Annotated in this window: 13 protein-coding genes; 10 read left to right on the top strand and 3 right to left on the bottom strand. The window is 30.5% G+C overall.

Going from position 1 to position 18,551, the window contains the following annotated elements; genetic code table 11:
• Positions 1–91: 91 nt before the first annotated feature.
• The gene (locus CNEONATNEC86_RS17745; RefSeq protein WP_159136505.1) at positions 92–922 is read left to right on the top strand and encodes a phosphoenolpyruvate hydrolase family protein; all 831 of its coding nucleotides are present in this window, start codon (positions 92–94) and stop codon (positions 920–922) included.
• A gap of 425 nt (positions 923–1,347) precedes the next feature.
• On the opposite strand, the gene CNEONATNEC86_RS17740 is transcribed toward CNEONATNEC86_RS17745, so the two are convergent.
• The 3 genes from CNEONATNEC86_RS17740 to araA all read right to left on the bottom strand — a co-directional run bounded on the left by CNEONATNEC86_RS17740 (position 1,348) and on the right by araA (position 5,217).
• Entirely contained in the window at positions 1,348–2,088 is a 741-nt protein-coding gene (locus CNEONATNEC86_RS17740; protein ID WP_159136504.1) for a TIGR03915 family putative DNA repair protein, read from the bottom strand.
• A 23-nt stretch (positions 2,089–2,111) separates the two neighbouring features.
• Complete coding sequence (locus CNEONATNEC86_RS17735; protein WP_159136503.1) at positions 2,112–3,461, bottom strand: putative DNA modification/repair radical SAM protein; 1,350 nt, start codon at positions 3,459–3,461, stop codon at positions 2,112–2,114.
• 283 nt (positions 3,462–3,744) lie between these two features.
• On the bottom strand, positions 3,745–5,217 hold the full coding sequence (araA, locus tag CNEONATNEC86_RS17730; protein WP_159136502.1) for an L-arabinose isomerase: 1,473 nt from the start codon (positions 5,215–5,217) through the stop codon (positions 3,745–3,747).
• A gap of 384 nt (positions 5,218–5,601) precedes the next feature.
• Between araA and CNEONATNEC86_RS17725 the strand changes: the two genes are divergently transcribed.
• From CNEONATNEC86_RS17725 to CNEONATNEC86_RS17685, 9 genes are all read left to right on the top strand, one after another.
• Complete coding sequence (locus tag CNEONATNEC86_RS17725) at positions 5,602–6,675, top strand: GntR family transcriptional regulator (RefSeq protein WP_159136501.1); 1,074 nt, start codon at positions 5,602–5,604, stop codon at positions 6,673–6,675.
• Positions 6,676–6,828: 153 nt separating this feature from the next.
• Complete coding sequence (locus tag CNEONATNEC86_RS17720; protein WP_058296480.1) at positions 6,829–7,515, top strand: L-ribulose-5-phosphate 4-epimerase; 687 nt, start codon at positions 6,829–6,831, stop codon at positions 7,513–7,515.
• A 154-nt stretch (positions 7,516–7,669) separates the two neighbouring features.
• Positions 7,670–8,320 carry a fructose-6-phosphate aldolase gene (fsa, locus tag CNEONATNEC86_RS17715; RefSeq protein WP_125147510.1) on the top strand — a complete coding sequence of 217 codons (651 nt, stop codon included), beginning with the start codon at positions 7,670–7,672 and terminating at the stop codon, positions 8,318–8,320.
• 482 nt (positions 8,321–8,802) lie between these two features.
• Positions 8,803–10,794 (top strand): transketolase, encoded by a 1,992-nt coding sequence (tkt, locus tag CNEONATNEC86_RS17710; RefSeq protein WP_159136500.1) that lies wholly within the window; start codon positions 8,803–8,805, stop codon positions 10,792–10,794.
• A 157-nt stretch (positions 10,795–10,951) separates the two neighbouring features.
• Positions 10,952–12,556 carry a xylulokinase gene (locus CNEONATNEC86_RS17705; RefSeq protein WP_159136499.1) on the top strand — a complete coding sequence of 535 codons (1,605 nt, stop codon included), beginning with the start codon at positions 10,952–10,954 and terminating at the stop codon, positions 12,554–12,556.
• Positions 12,557–12,842: 286 nt separating this feature from the next.
• Positions 12,843–13,916: a galactose ABC transporter substrate-binding protein gene (locus CNEONATNEC86_RS17700; protein ID WP_159136498.1), complete on the top strand. Its 1,074-nt coding sequence runs from the start codon at positions 12,843–12,845 to the stop codon at positions 13,914–13,916.
• 92 nt (positions 13,917–14,008) lie between these two features.
• The gene (locus CNEONATNEC86_RS17695; RefSeq protein ID WP_125147506.1) at positions 14,009–15,511 is read left to right on the top strand and encodes a sugar ABC transporter ATP-binding protein; all 1,503 of its coding nucleotides are present in this window, start codon (positions 14,009–14,011) and stop codon (positions 15,509–15,511) included.
• A gap of 30 nt (positions 15,512–15,541) precedes the next feature.
• Positions 15,542–16,768 carry a galactose/methyl galactoside ABC transporter permease MglC gene (mglC, locus tag CNEONATNEC86_RS17690; protein ID WP_125147505.1) on the top strand — a complete coding sequence of 409 codons (1,227 nt, stop codon included), beginning with the start codon at positions 15,542–15,544 and terminating at the stop codon, positions 16,766–16,768.
• Between the two features lie 176 nt (positions 16,769–16,944).
• Entirely contained in the window at positions 16,945–18,546 is a 1,602-nt protein-coding gene (locus CNEONATNEC86_RS17685) for a response regulator (RefSeq protein ID WP_159136497.1), read from the top strand.
• Positions 18,547–18,551: the final 5 nt, after the last annotated feature.

The following is an 18,551-nucleotide window of genomic DNA, read 5'->3' as shown; positions in this document are numbered from 1 at the left end:
GCTTTGGATTGCATTTGTAAATATTATAAAGGTTTTGTATGGATATATTAGTTTAGTGAATTAATATACAAATATTTAGGAGGAATTAGAAATGAATACAATGACAAGAAAAGAGGTTATGGCAAAATTCAAAGGAGAAGTTGAGAATGGAAAGATACTAGTAGGAGTAGGAGCAGGTACAGGTATTACTGCTAAAAGCAGTGAAGCTGGTGGAGCTGATATGCTTATTATTTATAATTCTGGAAGATATAGAATGGCTGGTCGTGGCTCGCTTGCAGGATTATTATCTTATGGAGATGCAAATAAAATTGTAGTTGAAATGGGTTCAGAAGTATTGCCTGTTGTAAAACACACACCAGTATTAGCAGGTGTATGTGGAACAGACCCATTTAGAATAATGGAAATATATTTAAAACAACTTAAAGACCAGGGGTTTAGTGGAGTTCAAAATTTTCCAACAGTAGGTTTAATTGATGGTACATTCAGACAAAATCTTGAAGAAACAGGAATGGGATATTGTTTAGAAGTAGAAATGATTAGAAAAGCACATGAATTAGACATGCTTACAACTCCATACGTATTTGATCCAGAACAAGCAAAAGCAATGGCAGAAGCTGGTGCAGATATTTTAGTAGCACATATGGGTTTAACTACTAAAGGCACAATTGGAGCAAAAACAGCTCTTACACTAGATGATTGTGTGAAAAAAATCGAAGATATTATTAAAGCAGGTAGAGAAGTTAATCCAGATATAATGGTGATCTGCCATGGTGGTCCTATTGCAGAACCAGAAGATGCTGCATACATAATTGAAAAAACACAAGGAATAGATGGATTCTTTGGTGCATCAAGTATTGAAAGATTTGCGGCTGAGAAGGGTATTAGGGAACAAACAGGATTATTTAAATCAATAACAAAATAAAGTGTAAGTATTTTAATTGGTTATTAAATATGGGAATATTAAATTTATTGTATAAATTATTTTATAGAGTTCAGATAGTATTAAGAAGATAAATGGAATATTAAATATTATCTAATATTATTTATGAAGTTATAGATGAATACTTATATTAAAATGATATGTTGATAAAATATTTGGACAATCATATGGAAAGTAGAATTAATAGTATTTCATATGATAGGTTGTTGAATACTAATTTTTACAAATGGTTATTGGAGAAAATATTCTAGGAATTACAGATTCTAAGGATATTTTCTACTTTTTATTCTTTAATGTCTTTTATTAAATTACTTTTGTTATGCATTTTTTGCATAATAATTTATTATTCCAATTATTGCAAGAAGGATTTGCTTTTATTCAGTTTACACAAAATTTTTTACGGGTCATTATTTAGTTTCAAATATATGTTTCCAATATCGCTTAGGCATCATTCTAGTTTGTAATCTTAAGTTTTTTCTTTCTTCAATTGTAGTAGACTTAAAATAAGTCTTCCATAATTTTTGATATTCATCTTTGTATGAGGAGAGCTTGTTTGAATCTTCTAAGGTAAAATCAATTATTTCGTATTGAGTTTTATTGTAAATAATGGCTTTTTTTCTACTAATATCATTAATTATCCAATATTCATTTGAAAAGCGATTTTTAAAATAATCACCTAAAAATTCTAATATATCATTATCTGGCTCAATTGAAGCATAGAGAAAAATATTATCTATATAGTTAAATCTTATGAACCCTCTAAACCTATGAATTTCATCATTAACACGTTTGTTTATTTGATCTATTAACCTTACCTCATCAATATGTAAAAATGAATGTATGTTAGATCCAATTTTAAAAGCTGTTTTCAAATAATTAAATATTAATATTTCTTTATTAGTATAGTTACTTAAGTATGCGATATAGATTTTCTTTAAGCATAATTTATTTATTTTATTTATAATTGATGATTTTACTTTAGAAAATTTAATCAAATCAGTATTAACATCAATAATATTCTCTAGAAGTAGAGGGATATCATTAAGCTTCTTATTATAGATGCCTGAGATAGTTGTTTTATAATAAAATCCATCATAGATACAAGTGAGTAATCCTTCAAATGTTCCATCATATAAAAGTGTAATCAAAATTAAATTCTCCTTTCTTTAAATTAAAATTGACCATATAGTGAAGAAATTTTATCACTAATACTAGGAAGTTTTGCTTTAGGTAATAAAATATTGTGAGAATTGGATAAATCAGTGTCATAAGAATCAAAAAAAGATATTTGGTTATCATGTACTAGTTTTTTTGATGAATATTCTTGCTTTAGTATATTAAATTTTATTGAATCATTATTAAATAGGGTATCACCATAATATTTACCGTTACAAGTAATAAAATATCTAGCTCTTTTTAAAACTATTCTTAGTTTTTTCAGATCATCAAAGTCTAATTTATGAACTCTCCTTATTTTTAATATTTTTAAAGCGGATGTAACACCTATACCTGGAATTCTAAGAAGTGTTTCATATGGTGCTTTATTTATTTCAACAGGGAATTCGTTTAAGTTAGATAAAGCCCATCCAGTTTTAGGATCAAAATTTAAATCAAAATTTTCATTTTCTTTTAATAGCTCATCTGCTTTAAATCCATAAAATCTAAGTAGCCAATCAGCCTGATAAAGTCTATGTTCTCTTACCATTGGAGGATGAGATATGTTTGGTAAAAATTTATTATCTTTAATTACAGGAACATAAGCAGAGTAATAAACTCTTTTCAAGTCATATTTATTATAGAGTGATTCTGATAACTTGATGATTTTTGAATCACTTTCAGGTGTGGCTCCTACAATAAGCTGTGTGCTTTGACCACCAGGAACAAACAAAGGCGTAGATCTTATGTTTTTTTTCATCTCTTTATATTGAATTATGTTATTTTTTATAGTATTCATTGGGGTCAGTATTTTTTCTTTACTTTTTTGAGGAGCTAATAGTTTTAAGCTATCGCTTGAGGGCAGTTCAATGTTAACACTCATTCTATCGACATATGTTCCAGCTTTTTCAATAAGCTTTTGATCAGCACCAGGAATAGCTTTTAAATGAATATATCCATTGAAATTCTCCTGTGTACGCAATTTTTTAACTGTTTTAAGGAGAAGTTCCATAGTATAGTTTGGATTTTTTATAATAGCAGAACTTAAAAATAAACCTTCAATATAATTACGTTTGTAAAAATTGATAGTAAGTTTACATACTTCATCTGGAGTGAAACTAACTCTTTGAAAATCCTTTGATGCTCCATTAATGCAGTATTTGCAATCAAATACGCAATCATTAGAAAAGAGGATCTTTAATAAAGAAATACATCTTCCATCAGGAGTAAAGCTATGACATATTCCGCATTCAGCAGCATTTCCAAGGCCAGAGGGAGTATTTTTTCTCTTTGATCCAGAGGAAGAACATGAAACATCATATTTAGCTGCATTTGATAAGATTTTTAATTTTTCTATTAAGTCCATATATAAGCACTTCCTTATAATTCAAATAAGAACATATATTCGTATATAATAATAATATTATATACGAATATATGTTCTTATACAAGAAGAAAACAATCTAGTAAATTATTTTTTTACTAGATTGCTTTCATTTTTTATATCAATAAGGATTATGATTGTAAATAAAATTTAAATAAATAGATGTGCAAAGATCTATTTTCTAAACAATAATGGGGGGATTCTATAAATTACACATCTATTTAAAGTTTATAGTAAAGGTTATGAGAGTAAACAATAAATTAGATTATTTCCAAGTAAGTTCACCTAATCTTAATGTATTTTTGAATTCAGGAATTTTAGTATCATTATCAATAATTACACATTCAATTCCAGTCATTTCAGCCCAGTCTATTAATTGTTGTTCATCAACAACAAATGAGAAACTTGTGTGATGAGCTCCACCAGCTAAGATCCAAGCTTCAGCACCAACTTTTAATGAAGGTTGTGGTTTCCAAAGAACACTTGCAACTGGTAAATTAGGCATATCATGAGGTACATCTATAGCATCAACACTATTTACGATTAATCTAAATCTGTTACCCATATCAATTAATGAAGCAGCAACAGCATGTCCTTTTGCACCTTTAAATACTAGACGAGCAGGTGGCTCTTTATCTCCAATTCCTAGAGGATGAACTTCTATAGTTGGTTTGCAATTTTCATCTGATAATGTAGGACACACTTCAAGCATGTGAGCTCCAAGTATTGTTTCGCCATCTTTTGCTAAGTTATAAGTATAGTCTTCCATTAAGCCTGTACCTTTTCCATCAGCCATAATCTTCATAGCTCTAACAAGAGCAGCAGTCTTCCAATCTCCTTCAGCTCCAAATCCATATCCTTCAGACATTAAATGTTGTGCTGCAAGGCCAGGAAGTTGTTTCATTCCATTAAGAGCTTGGAAGTTTGTTACAAAGCAATTATAATTTCTTTCATCTAAGAAAGTTCTCATCCCGATTTCAATTTTTGCTTGTTCACGAATAGATTCAATGTCAGCAGCAGGATCTATATTATATAACTTCTTATATTCTTCCATAAGTTCATTGATTTGAGTATCTGTGACTTTATTTATATATTCAACTAAATCTCCAACTGGATAGTAGTCAACAGTCCAACCAAATTTAATTTGAGCTTCAATCTTATCACCATCAGTAACAGCAACATTTCTCATGTTATCTCCGAAACGAGCTACTCTGATATTAGTTCCTTCAACAAAAGCTATAGCTGGAGCCATCCATTTAGCTATTTTTTCACAGACATCAGCATCTTTCCAATAACCAACGACTATCTTTCTTGGCATGTGTAATCTTGCGCATATATGTCCAAATTCTCTATCACCATGAGCTGCTTGATTTAAATTCATAAAGTCCATATCAATAGTATCCCAAGGAATCTCTCTATTAAATTGAGTATGAAGGTGAAGCATTGGTTTTCTTAATTGTGATAAACCGTGAATCCAATTCTTAGCAGGTGAGAAAGTATGCATCCAAGTTATTATACCAGCACAATTTTCATCTACATTAGCTTCACTACAAACTTTTCTTACTGATTCAGAGTCAGTAGTAACTGTTTTAAATACTATTTTATAAGGTAGTCCTGATTCATTTAAGCCTTCAACTACTTTTTTTGAATTTTCTTTTACTTGATCAATTACTTCTGGTCCATATAAAGGTTGGCTTCCAGTTACGAACCAAAATTCATAATTTTTAACTTTTAACATGTAACATTCCTCCTAAATTTAGTTTTAAATAAGTAATATCTAATTAGTAATACCTTTACAAGATATTCTTTAAATAAGACGTTTTTGTAAGTACAAGCATATTATAATATAAAAATATTGTGCGTACAAGTACAAAAAGAAATTATTTGGATAATTTTTTCATCAAATATTGTGGACTAAAGTAAATAAGCCAGTTTAGTAATATGTTTTAATTTTTAAAGATAAATTTATATACTTTAAAGAACCATAAATTTAAGAAAAAGTATTGAAAATGCTATCTATACGTTATATAATCAAATCAGCTAGTGCGTACAGCTTAGCACATAATTATATGAATTAAGCTGTATAATAGCATAATATATTTCATGGAAGTAGTTGAGAAAGATGAAAGAAGCTGAAACAAAGCATGAAGTTATCGAAAGGTATTACATGAACCTTGTAGAAGAAAATAAGGTTTCAGCAGGGGAACAATTACCGTCAGAAAATGAAATAGCAAGCATTTTTAATGTTAGCAGACATACTGTAAGGCAAGCACTTAATTACTTAGCTCAAGAAGGATGGATATATAAGGAGAGAGGAAAGGGAAGTTTTTTTGCTAATAGAAAAAATAATGAGCAGAAAAAAAATGTAGCAGTACTTACAACTTATATTTCAGACTATATATTTCCAAGAATAATTTCAGGAATAGAAGAAGAACTAAGAAAAAAAGGCTATAACTTATTATTATTTAGTAGTAATAATGATATTGAAGCTGAAAAGCTTTGTTTTGAGAACATAATAAATCAGGACATATCAGGATTAATTGTTGAACCAGCACAAAGTTCTATAAATAATCTTCATCATGAAAGCATTGTTAAGTTGGAGAAAAAAGGAATACAATATATAGCTATAAATGCAAATTGTGATGAAGAAAATTCAGCATATATAATTGTTGATGATGAACAAGGTGGATATAAGCTAACTAATTATTTATTAGGACTTGGACATAGAAATATAGCGGCAGTTTTTAAAGCCGATGATATGCAAGGGGAAAGACGGAGAAAAGGATATATTAAAGCACTCCAGGAATACAATTTGTGTTTTAACAAATCAATTGTAGGAGAATATATAACCGATAATCAGGATATGTATATTGATCAGTTTGTAAAAAAAATGTTAAGTCAAGAAAACCCGCCTACAGCAATACTTTGCTATAATGATAAAGTTGCACTGAGGGTAATAGATAATTGCAGAAAAGAAGGACTAGAAATACCGAAAGATTTATCAATTGTAAGTTTCGATGATTCAAGTTTAGCAGTATCATCAGATATTAAAATTACAACAATAAAACATCCTAAAAGAGAAATGGGAATAATGGCAGCAAAGTGCATTATTGATATGATAGAAGGTAGAATTGATAAACCACAATATGTATATGATGCAGAATTAATAGTAAGAGAATCATGTAGAAGAATTTAATTAAAATTTTTGATGCATAACAAATCCTAGTTATGCATTACAAAAATTTTAATATATATCAAATTTATTTCATATAAACTTGTACGTACATTGACTCGACGATAAAAACTATTTAATACAGCAAATAAATAATATTAATTTAGGAGGAGAGAAATGTTAGAAGAATTAAAGCAAAAGGTATATGAAGCAAATATGGAACTTCAAAGGAAAGGACTTGTGATTTATACATGGGGTAACGTAAGTGGAATAGATAGAGAAATGGGACTAGTTGTTATTAAGCCAAGTGGTGTTGATTATGATACTATGAAGGCTGAGGACATGGTAGTACTTGATTTGAATGGAAATATAGTTGAAGGAAAATATAAACCATCAACAGATACTCCTACTCACCTAGTTATGTATAATACTTATCCAAACATTGGGGGAGTAGTTCATACACACTCTGAATGGGCAACAAGTTTTGCACAAGCAGGATTGTCAATACCTGCTTTTGGAACAACACATGCTGATTACTTTTATGGAGATATACCATGCACAAGAGATTTAACTGATGATGAGATAAATGGTGAGTATGAAAAGGAAACAGGAAATGTAATAGTTGAAACAATAGGTGATAGAGACCCACTAGAAGTACCAGCGATTGTTGTAAAGAATCATGGCCCATTTGCGTGGGGAAAAGATCCTGATAATGCTGTATATAATGCGGTAGTATTAGATAAGGTTGCACAAATGGCATACAATACTATGACATTAAATACTAGAGTTGATAAAGTTAATCAAACTTTATTGGACAAGCATTATTTAAGAAAACATGGTGTAAATGCATACTATGGTCAATAAATAAAAGTTAGTAGGTAAAGCTTTAATCTTCAGAATTGGAACTCCGAGCTTAAGGCAATCCTTACTTAACAATAAATTATTTTATTAATATAAAAACATAGATAAACTATAAGTAAAGAGTAAAAATATCAAATAAAAGGGAGAGGTATCTAAAATGAAATTTTTCTTAGACACAGCAAATGTAGAATATATTAAAGAAGTAAATGAGATGGGAGTAATTTCTGGTGTAACAACAAACCCATCACTTGTAGCCAAAGAAGGAAGAGATTTTAATGAAGTAATAAAAGAAATTACTGAAATAGTAGATGGACCAATAAGTGGAGAAGTAGTAAGTGAAGATGCTGAAGGAATGATAAAAGAAGGTAGAGAAATTGCTAAGATTCATAAAAATATGATTGTAAAAATCCCAATGACAGGTGAAGGATTAAAAGCAACTAAAGTTTTAGCAAGCGAAGGAATAAAAACAAACGTAACATTAATATTCTCAGCAACACAAGCATTACTTGCAGCAAATGCAGGAGCAACATATGTAAGTCCATTCCTTGGAAGAGTAGATGATATATCAATGATAGGTATGGATTTAGTAAGAGACATAGCAGAAATATTTGCAATACATGGAATAGAAACAGAAATAATTGCGGCAAGCGTAAGAAATCCAATACATGTTATAGAAGCTGCAAAAGCCGGTGCTGATATAGCAACTGTTCCCTATGATTTAGTTAAACAAATGTTAAAGCATCCATTAACAGATCAAGGTCTTGAAAAATTTAAGGCAGACTGGGCAGCAGCGTTTGGAGATAAATAAATTTAAGTGAGAGCCCAAATTGGCATATAACACTTGGCGAGGAACGAGTTTAGTGGTATAGCCCTTCTACGAACGAATGTGAGTAGAAGTTTCAGAATATATTTGGTTGCTCGAACTTACTCCTATGAACGGATGTGAATAGTGAGTTTCATTTAAAAATTGAATAATTAGAAAGTACGATAGTTAAAAGTATGAACGTAGCAGATTTTAAATAAAAGAAATTTATTGCACAAATATTTGAAGAATGAAAAAATGCCCAGAATTTAAGAATTTAAGAATTTAAGAATTTAAGAATTTAAGAATTTAAGAATTTAAGAATTTAAGAATTTAAGAATTTAAGAATATGCTTATTTTATGTGGATTAGAGTGTGCAAATAAATTTTTATCTCAAATTAATATATTGATTTGAGATGACCCCAAAAAGATGAGTCTATATATTTGGGATTAATAAAAAATAAAATAAATAAAAAGCGAGGATAACAATGAGTAGAGAATTAGATAAATTATCTATTAATGCAATAAGAGTTTTATCAGCAGATGCTATACAAAAATCAAATTCTGGCCATCCTGGTCTTCCACTTGGAGCAGCTACAATGGCATTTACATTATGGACAAAAATGAATCATAATGGAAAAAATCCAGACTGGGATAATAGAGATAGATTTGTTTTATCAGCAGGGCATGGATCAATGCTTGAATATTCTTTATTACACTTATTTGGATATGGAATAACTATTGAAGATATTAAAAACTTTAGACAAGTTGGAAGTTTAACTCCTGGCCATCCAGAATACGGCCACACAAAAGGTGTTGAAATAACAACTGGACCCCTTGGACAAGGTATATGTAATGCGGTAGGTATGGCTATGGCAGAAGCTCACCTTGCAGAAAAATTCAACAAAGAACATTTTAATATTGTAGATCACTACACATATGCAATTGTTGGTGATGGATGCCTTATGGAAGGTATATCAGGAGAAGCTTCATCACTTGCTGGGACATTAGGTCTTGGAAAATTAATTGTACTTTACGATTCAAATAATATTTCAATTGAAGGTAATACTGATATAGCATTTAGAGAAGATGTTGCTAAGAGATACGAAGCTTATGGCTGGCAAGTAATCAAAGTTGAAAATGGAAATGACATAGATGCAATCTCAAATGCAATTGATGATGCAAAAAGAGACAGTTTAAGACCATCAATTATAATTGTGAAGAATGTAATAGGGTATGGATGCCCAGCCAAACAAGGTAAGGCATCAGCACATGGTGAGCCATTAGGAGAAGAAAATATAAGAGCATTAAAAGAAAATCTAGGATGGCAATTAGAACCTGCATTCTATGTACCAGACGAAGTGTATACAAATATGGACAAGTATATTGGAGAAGGTGTATGGAAAGAAGAAAACTGGCATGAGTTATTTAAACAATATTCAGAAGCTTATCCAGAATTAGCAGATGAATATACTAAATGGATGAAGAATGAAATAGATAAAGAAGAATTATTAAACAATGATGAATTCTGGAGCTTTGATAAAGAAATGGCTACAAGAGAATCGTCAGGAATAGTTATAAATAGATTAGCTAATATAATTCCAAATTTAATGGGAGGTTCAGCAGATTTAGCTCCTTCAAATAAGACTTATATGAAAGACAAGGGAGACTTCTCAGCGGAAGATAGAAGTGGACAAAATCTTCATTTTGGAGTAAGAGAGCATGCAATGGCAGCCATTACTAACGGTATGTACGCTCATGGTGGACTTAAGGTATTCTGTTCAACATTCTTTGTATTTAGTGATTACATGAAAGGTGCAATGAGATTATCAGCTCTTATGAAATTACCAATACCATATGTCTTAACTCATGATAGTATTGGGGTAGGAGAAGATGGCCCAACTCACCAACCAATTGAACAATTAGCAGCACTTAGAAGTATGCCTAATATGGCAGTATTTAGACCAGCCGACTCAAAAGAAACAGCAGCCGCTTGGTATTACGCTGTAACTAATGGGGAAACACCAACATCATTAGTGTTAACAAGACAAAAACTACCACTATATGAAGGATGTCCAAAGAGAGCATTAAAAGGTGGTTATATAATAAAAGAATCTAAGAAAGAAACTCCAGATGTTATTTTAATGGCATCAGGTTCAGAAGTAGAACTTATATATAAAGCTGCAGATGAATTAGAAGCTAAAGGAATTGATGCAAGAGTAGTAAGTATTCCGTGTTTCGAATTATTTGATGCACAAGATGAAGATTACAAGGAAAGTGTACTTCCAAACTGTGTAAGAAAGAGAGTTGCAGTTGAAGCATTAACTTCATTTGGATGGCATAAGTATGTAGGTTTAGATGGAGAGATAATCTCACTTGATACATTTGGTGCATCAGGAAATGCAAACGAGCTATTTAAGCAATTCGGATTCACTGTTGATAATGTTGTTGATACAGCAGTTAAGGTTGTTAATAAATAGGAAATTAAAGGCTAAACAAGTTGAAAAAATAATATAATACAAGGTAAGTAACAAAGAGAGTATTTGTATGCTGGAAGCAAGTTCTGCATTTAATAAAATTATTTATTTGCATAGCTTGCTTTCATTAAAATAAATGAAGATATAGTGGAGGTATTTTATGAGTTTACAAATCAATGATATAAAAAATTCAATCATTAATGGTAAGACAGTTCTTGGTATTGAACTTGGATCAACTAGAATTAAGGCAGTTTTGATTAATGAAGATAATGAACCTATTGCTTCAGGAAGTCATGATTGGGAAAATAGATATGTTAATAATATATGGACTTATACATTAGATGATATTTGGAGTGGTCTGCAAGATAGTTATGCTAAGATGTCTGACGATGTTAAACAAAAATATGGAGTTACTATTGAAACAATAGGTGCTATAGGAATCAGTGCTATGATGCATGGATATATGGCTTTCGATAAAGAAGGCGAACTTTTAGTACCATTCCGTACATGGCGTAATACTATTACTGAAAAAGCTTCAGAAGAATTAACAAAGTTATTTAATTATAATATTCCTCAAAGATGGAGTATTGCTCATCTTTATCAAGCAATTTTAAATGGAGAAGAACACGTAGCACATATTGACTTCCAAACAACATTAGCAGGTTATATACATTGGAAACTTACTGGTGAAAAGGTTTTAGGTGTTGGAGAGGCATCGGGAATGTTTCCTATTGATATAGAAACAAAAGATTATAATGCTAATATGGTTAAGCAATTTAATGATCTAATAGTATCTAAAAATCTATCGTTGAAGCTTGAAGATATATTTCCAAAAGTTTTATTGGCAGGTGAAAGTGCTGGGGTTCTTACAGAAGAAGGAGCAAAGCTTCTGGATGTTACAGGAAATTTAAAACCAGGAATTCAACTTTGCCCTCCAGAAGGTGATGCAGGAACAGGGATGGTTGCAACTAATAGTATTGCAAAGCGTACAGGTAATGTTTCAGCAGGAACATCTGTTTTTGCAATGATTGTGCTTGAAAAAGAATTAGCAAAATTACATGAAGAAATTGATTTGGTTACTACACCTACTGGAAACCTAGTAGCTATGGTTCACTGTAATAACTGCACTTCAGATCTTAATGCATGGGTTGGACTTTTCAAAGAGTTTTCTGAGGCATTTGGCATAGAAGTTGATATGAATAAATTATTTGGAACTTTATATAATAAGGCACTTGAGGGTGATTCAGACTGTGGTGGTTTATTAGCATATAATTACTTCTCAGGGGAGCACATAACTGGCTTTGAGGAAGGGCGTCCATTATTTGTTCGTTCACCAGAAAGCAAATTTAACTTGGCAAATTTTATGAGAGTTCATTTGTTTACAGCATTGGGTGCATTAAAAATAGGTTTAGACCTTCTTCTTAAAGAAGAAGGAGTAAAACTTGATCAAATTTTAGGTCATGGTGGATTGTTTAAGACTAAGGATGTTGGACAAAAGATTATGGCAGCAGCTATAGATGCTCCAGTTTCAGTTATGGAGACTGCTGGAGAAGGTGGTGCATGGGGAATTGCATTACTTGCATCATATATGCTTAATAAGTCTGAAGATGAAACATTAGAAGAGTATCTTACAGGCAAAGTATTTGCAGGAAAAATGGGAACAAAGATTGACCCAAATCCAGAAGATGTTGAAGGATTTAATGAATTCATCAAACATTATACTAATGGGCTTGCCATTGAAAGAGCTGCAATAGATAATTTTTAATGTTAAAAAATATCTATTAGAATAATTGATAATTTTATTAAAATTAATAGTATAAATAAGCTAACCTCTTTAAATTAAAATATAGCATATAAACTGTCTTGAAATAGGAAATAATTTCCATATTTCAAGACAGTTTTTTATTTATATATATTCTAAAAAAGTGTTAAGAATTTCGATAGTTTTCAAAAGAATTTTCTATAGAGTATGTACTATGAAAACCTTATAATAATCATTGTAAACGATGTAAAACATTTATATTTATTAAATGAATATGGAGGGGTTAAAAATGAAAAAGATTAAGAAATTATTACCACTAGTAATGGTGACAAGTATGATTGCAGCTACAATTGCTGGATGTGGTGGATCATCAGGAGGAAATGCAGGTGCTACTTCAGAAGGTGGAAGTGAATCTGCAGAGGTTTTAATTGGATCTGCTATTTATAAATTTGATGATACTTTTATGACAGGTGTTCGTTCAGCAATGGAAGGACAAGCTAAAGAAAAATCTGCTACTCTTGAATTAGTAGATTCTCAAAATAAGCAACCTACTCAAAATGAGCAAGTAGATACATTCATAACAAAAGGTGTAAATGCTTTAGCAATAAACCCAGTTGATAGAACAGCAGCAGGCCCTATTATTGAAAAAGCAAAAGCAAAAGAATTACCTATAGTATTTTTAAACCGTGAACCAGAAAAAGCAGACATGGATTCATATGATAAGGTTTGGTATGTTGGAGCAAAAGCTGAGCAATCAGGTACATTATCAGGTCAAATAATAGCTGATTATTTCAAAGCTCATAAAGAAGCAGATAAGAATGGTGATGGCATTATTCAATATGTAATGTTACAAGGTGAACCAGGACATCAGGATGCTACATTACGTACAGAATATTCTATAAAAGCTATAGAAGAGGCTGGATATAAGACAGAAAAACTTGCAGCAGATACAGCAATGTGGGATAAAGCAAAAGCTACAGATCTTATGAAAGCATTCATAACTGGACAAGGATTAGATAAAATTGAAGCTGTTCTTTGTAATAATGATGATATGGCATTAGGTGCAGTTGAAGCACTTAAAGCAGAAGGCTACAACAAAGGTGATTCTTCTAAATATATTCCAGTAGTTGGTGTTGATGCAACTGCACCAGCATTGCAAGCAATGAAAGATGGATCACTTCTTGGAACTGTATTAAATGATGCAGAAAACCAAGGTAAAGCAACAATAAACATAGCTAGTGCAGCAGCACAAGGTAAAGAAATTAATGAAGCGAATGTTGGATACCCAATAACTGATGGAAAATATGTTTGGATTGACTATGTAAAAGTTACTCAAGATAATTATCAAGATTATATGAAATAATGCCCATAATATATCAATCATATATGTAAAATTTTATAGGGATGCAAATTCATTACGCATCCCTAATTTCTTGAAATAAGGAGGCGTGCTTCATGAGTGTGGAATATATATTGGAAATGAATAATATAACCAAAGTATTTCCAGGTGTAAAGGCATTGGACAATGTAACTTTAAAAGTAAAAAAAGGAAGCGTACATGCACTTATGGGTGAAAATGGTGCGGGAAAATCAACTTTAATGAAGTGTCTTTTTGGAGTGTACGAAGAAGATGGCGGAGAAATTATATTGGATGGGAAAAAAGAAGTAATAAAGAGTTCAAAACAAGCATTGGATTTAGGAATATCAATGATACATCAAGAATTGCATCCAATTAGATATAGGCCAGTAATGGAAAATATTTGGCTTGGAAGATTTCCCATGAAGGGGATCGCTGTAGATAGAAAGACAATGATAAAAAAGACAGAAGAGTTATTTAAAGAAGTTGATCTAGATATTAATCCAGAAGTATTGGCTGGAAGTTTATCATCATCGACTTTACAATTAGTTGAAATAGCTAAAGCAGTAAGTTATAACTCAAAAATAATAATAATGGACGAGCCAACATCATCATTAACTATTAATGAAACTGAACACTTATTTAAAATTATAAAAAAACTTCAAGAAAAAGGATGTGCGATTATATATATTTCACATAAGATGGAAGAAATTTTAAAAATATCAGATGAAGTGACAATAATGAGAGATGGACAGTATGTTGGAACTTGGGCAGCTAAAGAATTAACAACAGATTTAATAATAAATCGTATGGTTGGTCGTGATATGACAAATAGATTTCCAGTAAAAGATTATAAAACAAGTAAAGATGTGATTTTGAAAGTAAACGATCTTTGTTCGGATAATCCAAAATCGTTTCAGAATATAAATTTTGAACTGTATAAAGGAGAAATTTTAGGCATTGGTGGTCTTGTTGGAGCTCAAAGGACTGAATTAGTAGAGGCTTTGTTTGGACTTCATACAATACAATCTGGAACAATAGAAAAAGAAGGTAAGTTAATAAAAATTAAGTCTGTAAAAGATGCAAAGAATTATGGATTTGCACTTTTAACTGAGGAAAGAAGAGCAACTGGAATATTTGGAATTCTTTCAGTATTAGATAATACTGTAATTGCAAATCAAAAGGATTATGCTAAATTTGGTGTTTTAAATGATAATAAAAGATATGAAGCATCTAAGAAATCTAATGAAGATTTAAAAACTAAAACTCCAAATCTGGAAGAAAAGATTCAGAATCTTTCTGGTGGAAATCAGCAAAAGGTTTTAATTGCACGTTGGCTTCTTACGAGTCCAGATATCCTTATATTGGATGAACCTACAAGAGGAATTGATGTAGGTGCAAAATATGAAATATATTCTATAATGCGAGAATTGGCTAGAAAAGGTAAATCTATAATAATGATATCTTCTGAAATGCCAGAATTAATAGGAATGTCTGACCGTATTATGGTTATGTGTGAAGGTAGGGTAACAGGAATTTTAGATCATGATGAAGCTGATCAAGTAAAAATCATGAATTATTCTACTCAATTTAGGAAGTAAATATCAAATTTGAGAAAGTGGGGTATATATATGCAACAAGGAAAATTAATTTCACGTAAAAGCTATGCTAATATATTTTTAGGTATTGGTGCATTTCTTTTAATTTTCGGAATTATTCTAAATTTTATTTTAAATCCAAAGGTATTTTATGATTTACCTATTTACATAATGGGGGTAGGCATAATAGGATTAATTTATGGAATTAGGCAATTTGTAGATAAAAAAAATCAGAATGTGGATATAGAGATTTCATCAAAAACTGTAAAAAACTTTTTAACTAATAATGCAATTATATTAGCACTATTACTACTTGTAGTTGTAATAATGATAATTCAACCTCGTTTTATGCAATATGAAGTAATGTTAGATATTTTAACACAATCTTCAACTAAAATGATAATAGCACTTGGAATTTGTTTTACATTATTAATTGCAGGAACTGACCTTTCAGCAGGACGTATGGTAGGACTCGCTGCTGTAATATCTACATCAATGTTACAAACTTCAGATTATGCAAATAGATTTTTCCCTAACATGCCTCAATTAACAGTTATAATCCCTATATTGGCTGGAATATTTGCATGTATGTTATTTGGACTTCTGAACGGTTTTTTAGTAGCCAAATATGATATGCATCCTTTTATTGCAACTTTAGCAGTACAAGTTATTGTTTATGGTATATGTTCTTTATATTTTGATATGCCACCTAATAAATCTCAACCAATTGGAGGAATTCGCCCAGATTTTATAGCACTTGGACAAACAAAGTTATTCCAAGTTGGAAGTTTTCCAGGAATATCAATTTTAGTTCCTATAGCTATATTCTTTATAATATTGGTTTGGTTTATTTTAAACAAAACTGTTTTTGGAAAGAATGTTTATGCTATTGGTGGAAATCGTGAAGCAGCAGTAGTTTCAGGGGTTAATGTATTTGCTACTGTTATGGGAATATTCGTATTTGCATCATTATTATATGGTGTAGGAGGAATACTTGAAGCTGCTAGAACTGCAGGAGCAACTAATAACTATGGTAATGGATATGAGTTAGATGCAATCGCCGCATGCGTTGTTGGAGGCGTTTCATTAAATGGTGGTGTTGGTAAAGTTTCAGGAATTGTAAGTGGTGTATTGATATTCACAGTTATTCAATATGGATTACAATTTATAGCTGTAAGTCCAATGTGGCAGCAAGTTATTAAAGGTGTCATAATTGCTGTAGCAGTTGCTATTGATTTATCAAAATATAGAAAAAGATAAACTTTGAAATATACTTTAAAGGGAATGCTCGAAATATATATAGTTTTGAGTATTCTCTTTTCAACTGTATTATACTTTTATAAAAAAGCAAAAAATGGATGAAGATTATTTTATATGCTATAATTAATTCAAGATATTTGAAATAATTAATTAGCTATAAGATAAGGTGGGATAAAATGAGCTTATATAAAATTATTATTGTGGATGATGAGGAAGAAATAAGATTAGGAATAATAAAGAAAATAGATTGGAAGAGCTATGGATTTCAAATAATTGGAGAAGCGGAAAATGGACAGGAAGCCCTTGAAAAAGCAGAAAAACTGCAGCCAGATATAATAATGACTGATATTAGAATGCCTTTTATGGATGGGTTGGAATTAGGAAAGAAATTGTCTGAAGTCATGCCATCATCTAAAATAATAGTGTTTTCTGGATGTGATGATTTTGAATACGCACAAAAAGCTATTAGACTTAATGTAATCGAATACGTACTTAAACCAATTAATTCTGTTGAGTTGATTGAAATGTTGAAAAGATTAAAAATAATGTTAGATAAAGAATATAATGAAAAAAGAAATATTGAGATTTTACAGCAGCACTATATTGAAAGTATTCCAGTTATAAGAGAGCAGTTTCTAGTAGGCGCAATTGAGGGAAGAGTAAGTGAAGATGAATGGAAAAATAAATTATTTAAGCTAAAGATAGATCTTGAATTACCATATTTCGTAGTGGGGATAATTCATTTGGATTCAGAACAATTAGATGACACTGAATTTAAAGAGAATAAAGATTTACTTCAGATATCCATAAAAAAAGTTTTAGAAGAAGTTATGGAGAAATGCTGTAGCTTCATAAGTTTCTTGTATTTGGATAAGGTTATTGTAATCGGTAACTTTAATGGAAATGAAGAGATAAAGAATTTCATAAATTCCCTAGATGAAGTATGTAGAAGCTTTAAGAGGATTGTAGGGCTAAATATATCAGTAGGCGTTGGAAAAATGTATGATTCGTTTGAAAAAATAAGTATATCTTATAAAGAAGCACAAAGCGTCTTAGAGTATAGAGTAATTTTAGGAAATGGCAAAGCTATATATATTGAAGATATGGAACCGGATACGTCTATACAATTACATCTTGATGAAAGTGTAGAAAGATTAATGATCAATACAATAAAAATAGAAAGCAAAGAGGAAATATCAAAAGTTATAAATAGTTTGTTTAATATTTATGATATATCTATTTTACCATTTAATGAATATAGAATATATATAATGGAAATTATGATTTCACTATTAAAATTAGTGAAATCATATAGTCTAAATTTAGCTGATATATTTGGAAGTAATTTTAATTGCTACACTTATCTTGATAACTTTAACTCAATAACAGAGATAAAAGAGTGGTTTATTGAGAAAAGCTTTAAGATTAATACTTCCATAAAAAATGAAAGAGTAAATTCATCTAAAATAATTATTGAAAAAGCAAAAGAATATATAAAAGAAAACTATATGGATTATGATTTATCAGTAGAAAAGATGTGTAGTAATTTACATGTAAGTCAAACATATTTTTCAACAATATTTAAAAAAGAAACAAATACAAGTTTTGTTAATTTTCTTACAGAAGTAAGACTTGAAGAAGCAGTTAGACTTTTAAATACAACAGATTATAAAACATACATGATAGCAGAAAAGGTTGGATATCCAGAAGCAAATTATTTTAGCTACGTATTCAAAAAGAAATTTGGGATTTCTCCATCTAAGTATAGAAAGAGCTGATATTG

The organism is Clostridium neonatale (genome assembly GCF_900465025.1).
In the GTDB taxonomy this organism is placed as follows: domain Bacteria; phylum Bacillota; class Clostridia; order Clostridiales; family Clostridiaceae; genus Clostridium; species Clostridium neonatale.
The sequence above is the reverse complement of the archived record's forward strand: the minus strand, read 5'-3'. Positions and strand labels throughout refer to the sequence as shown.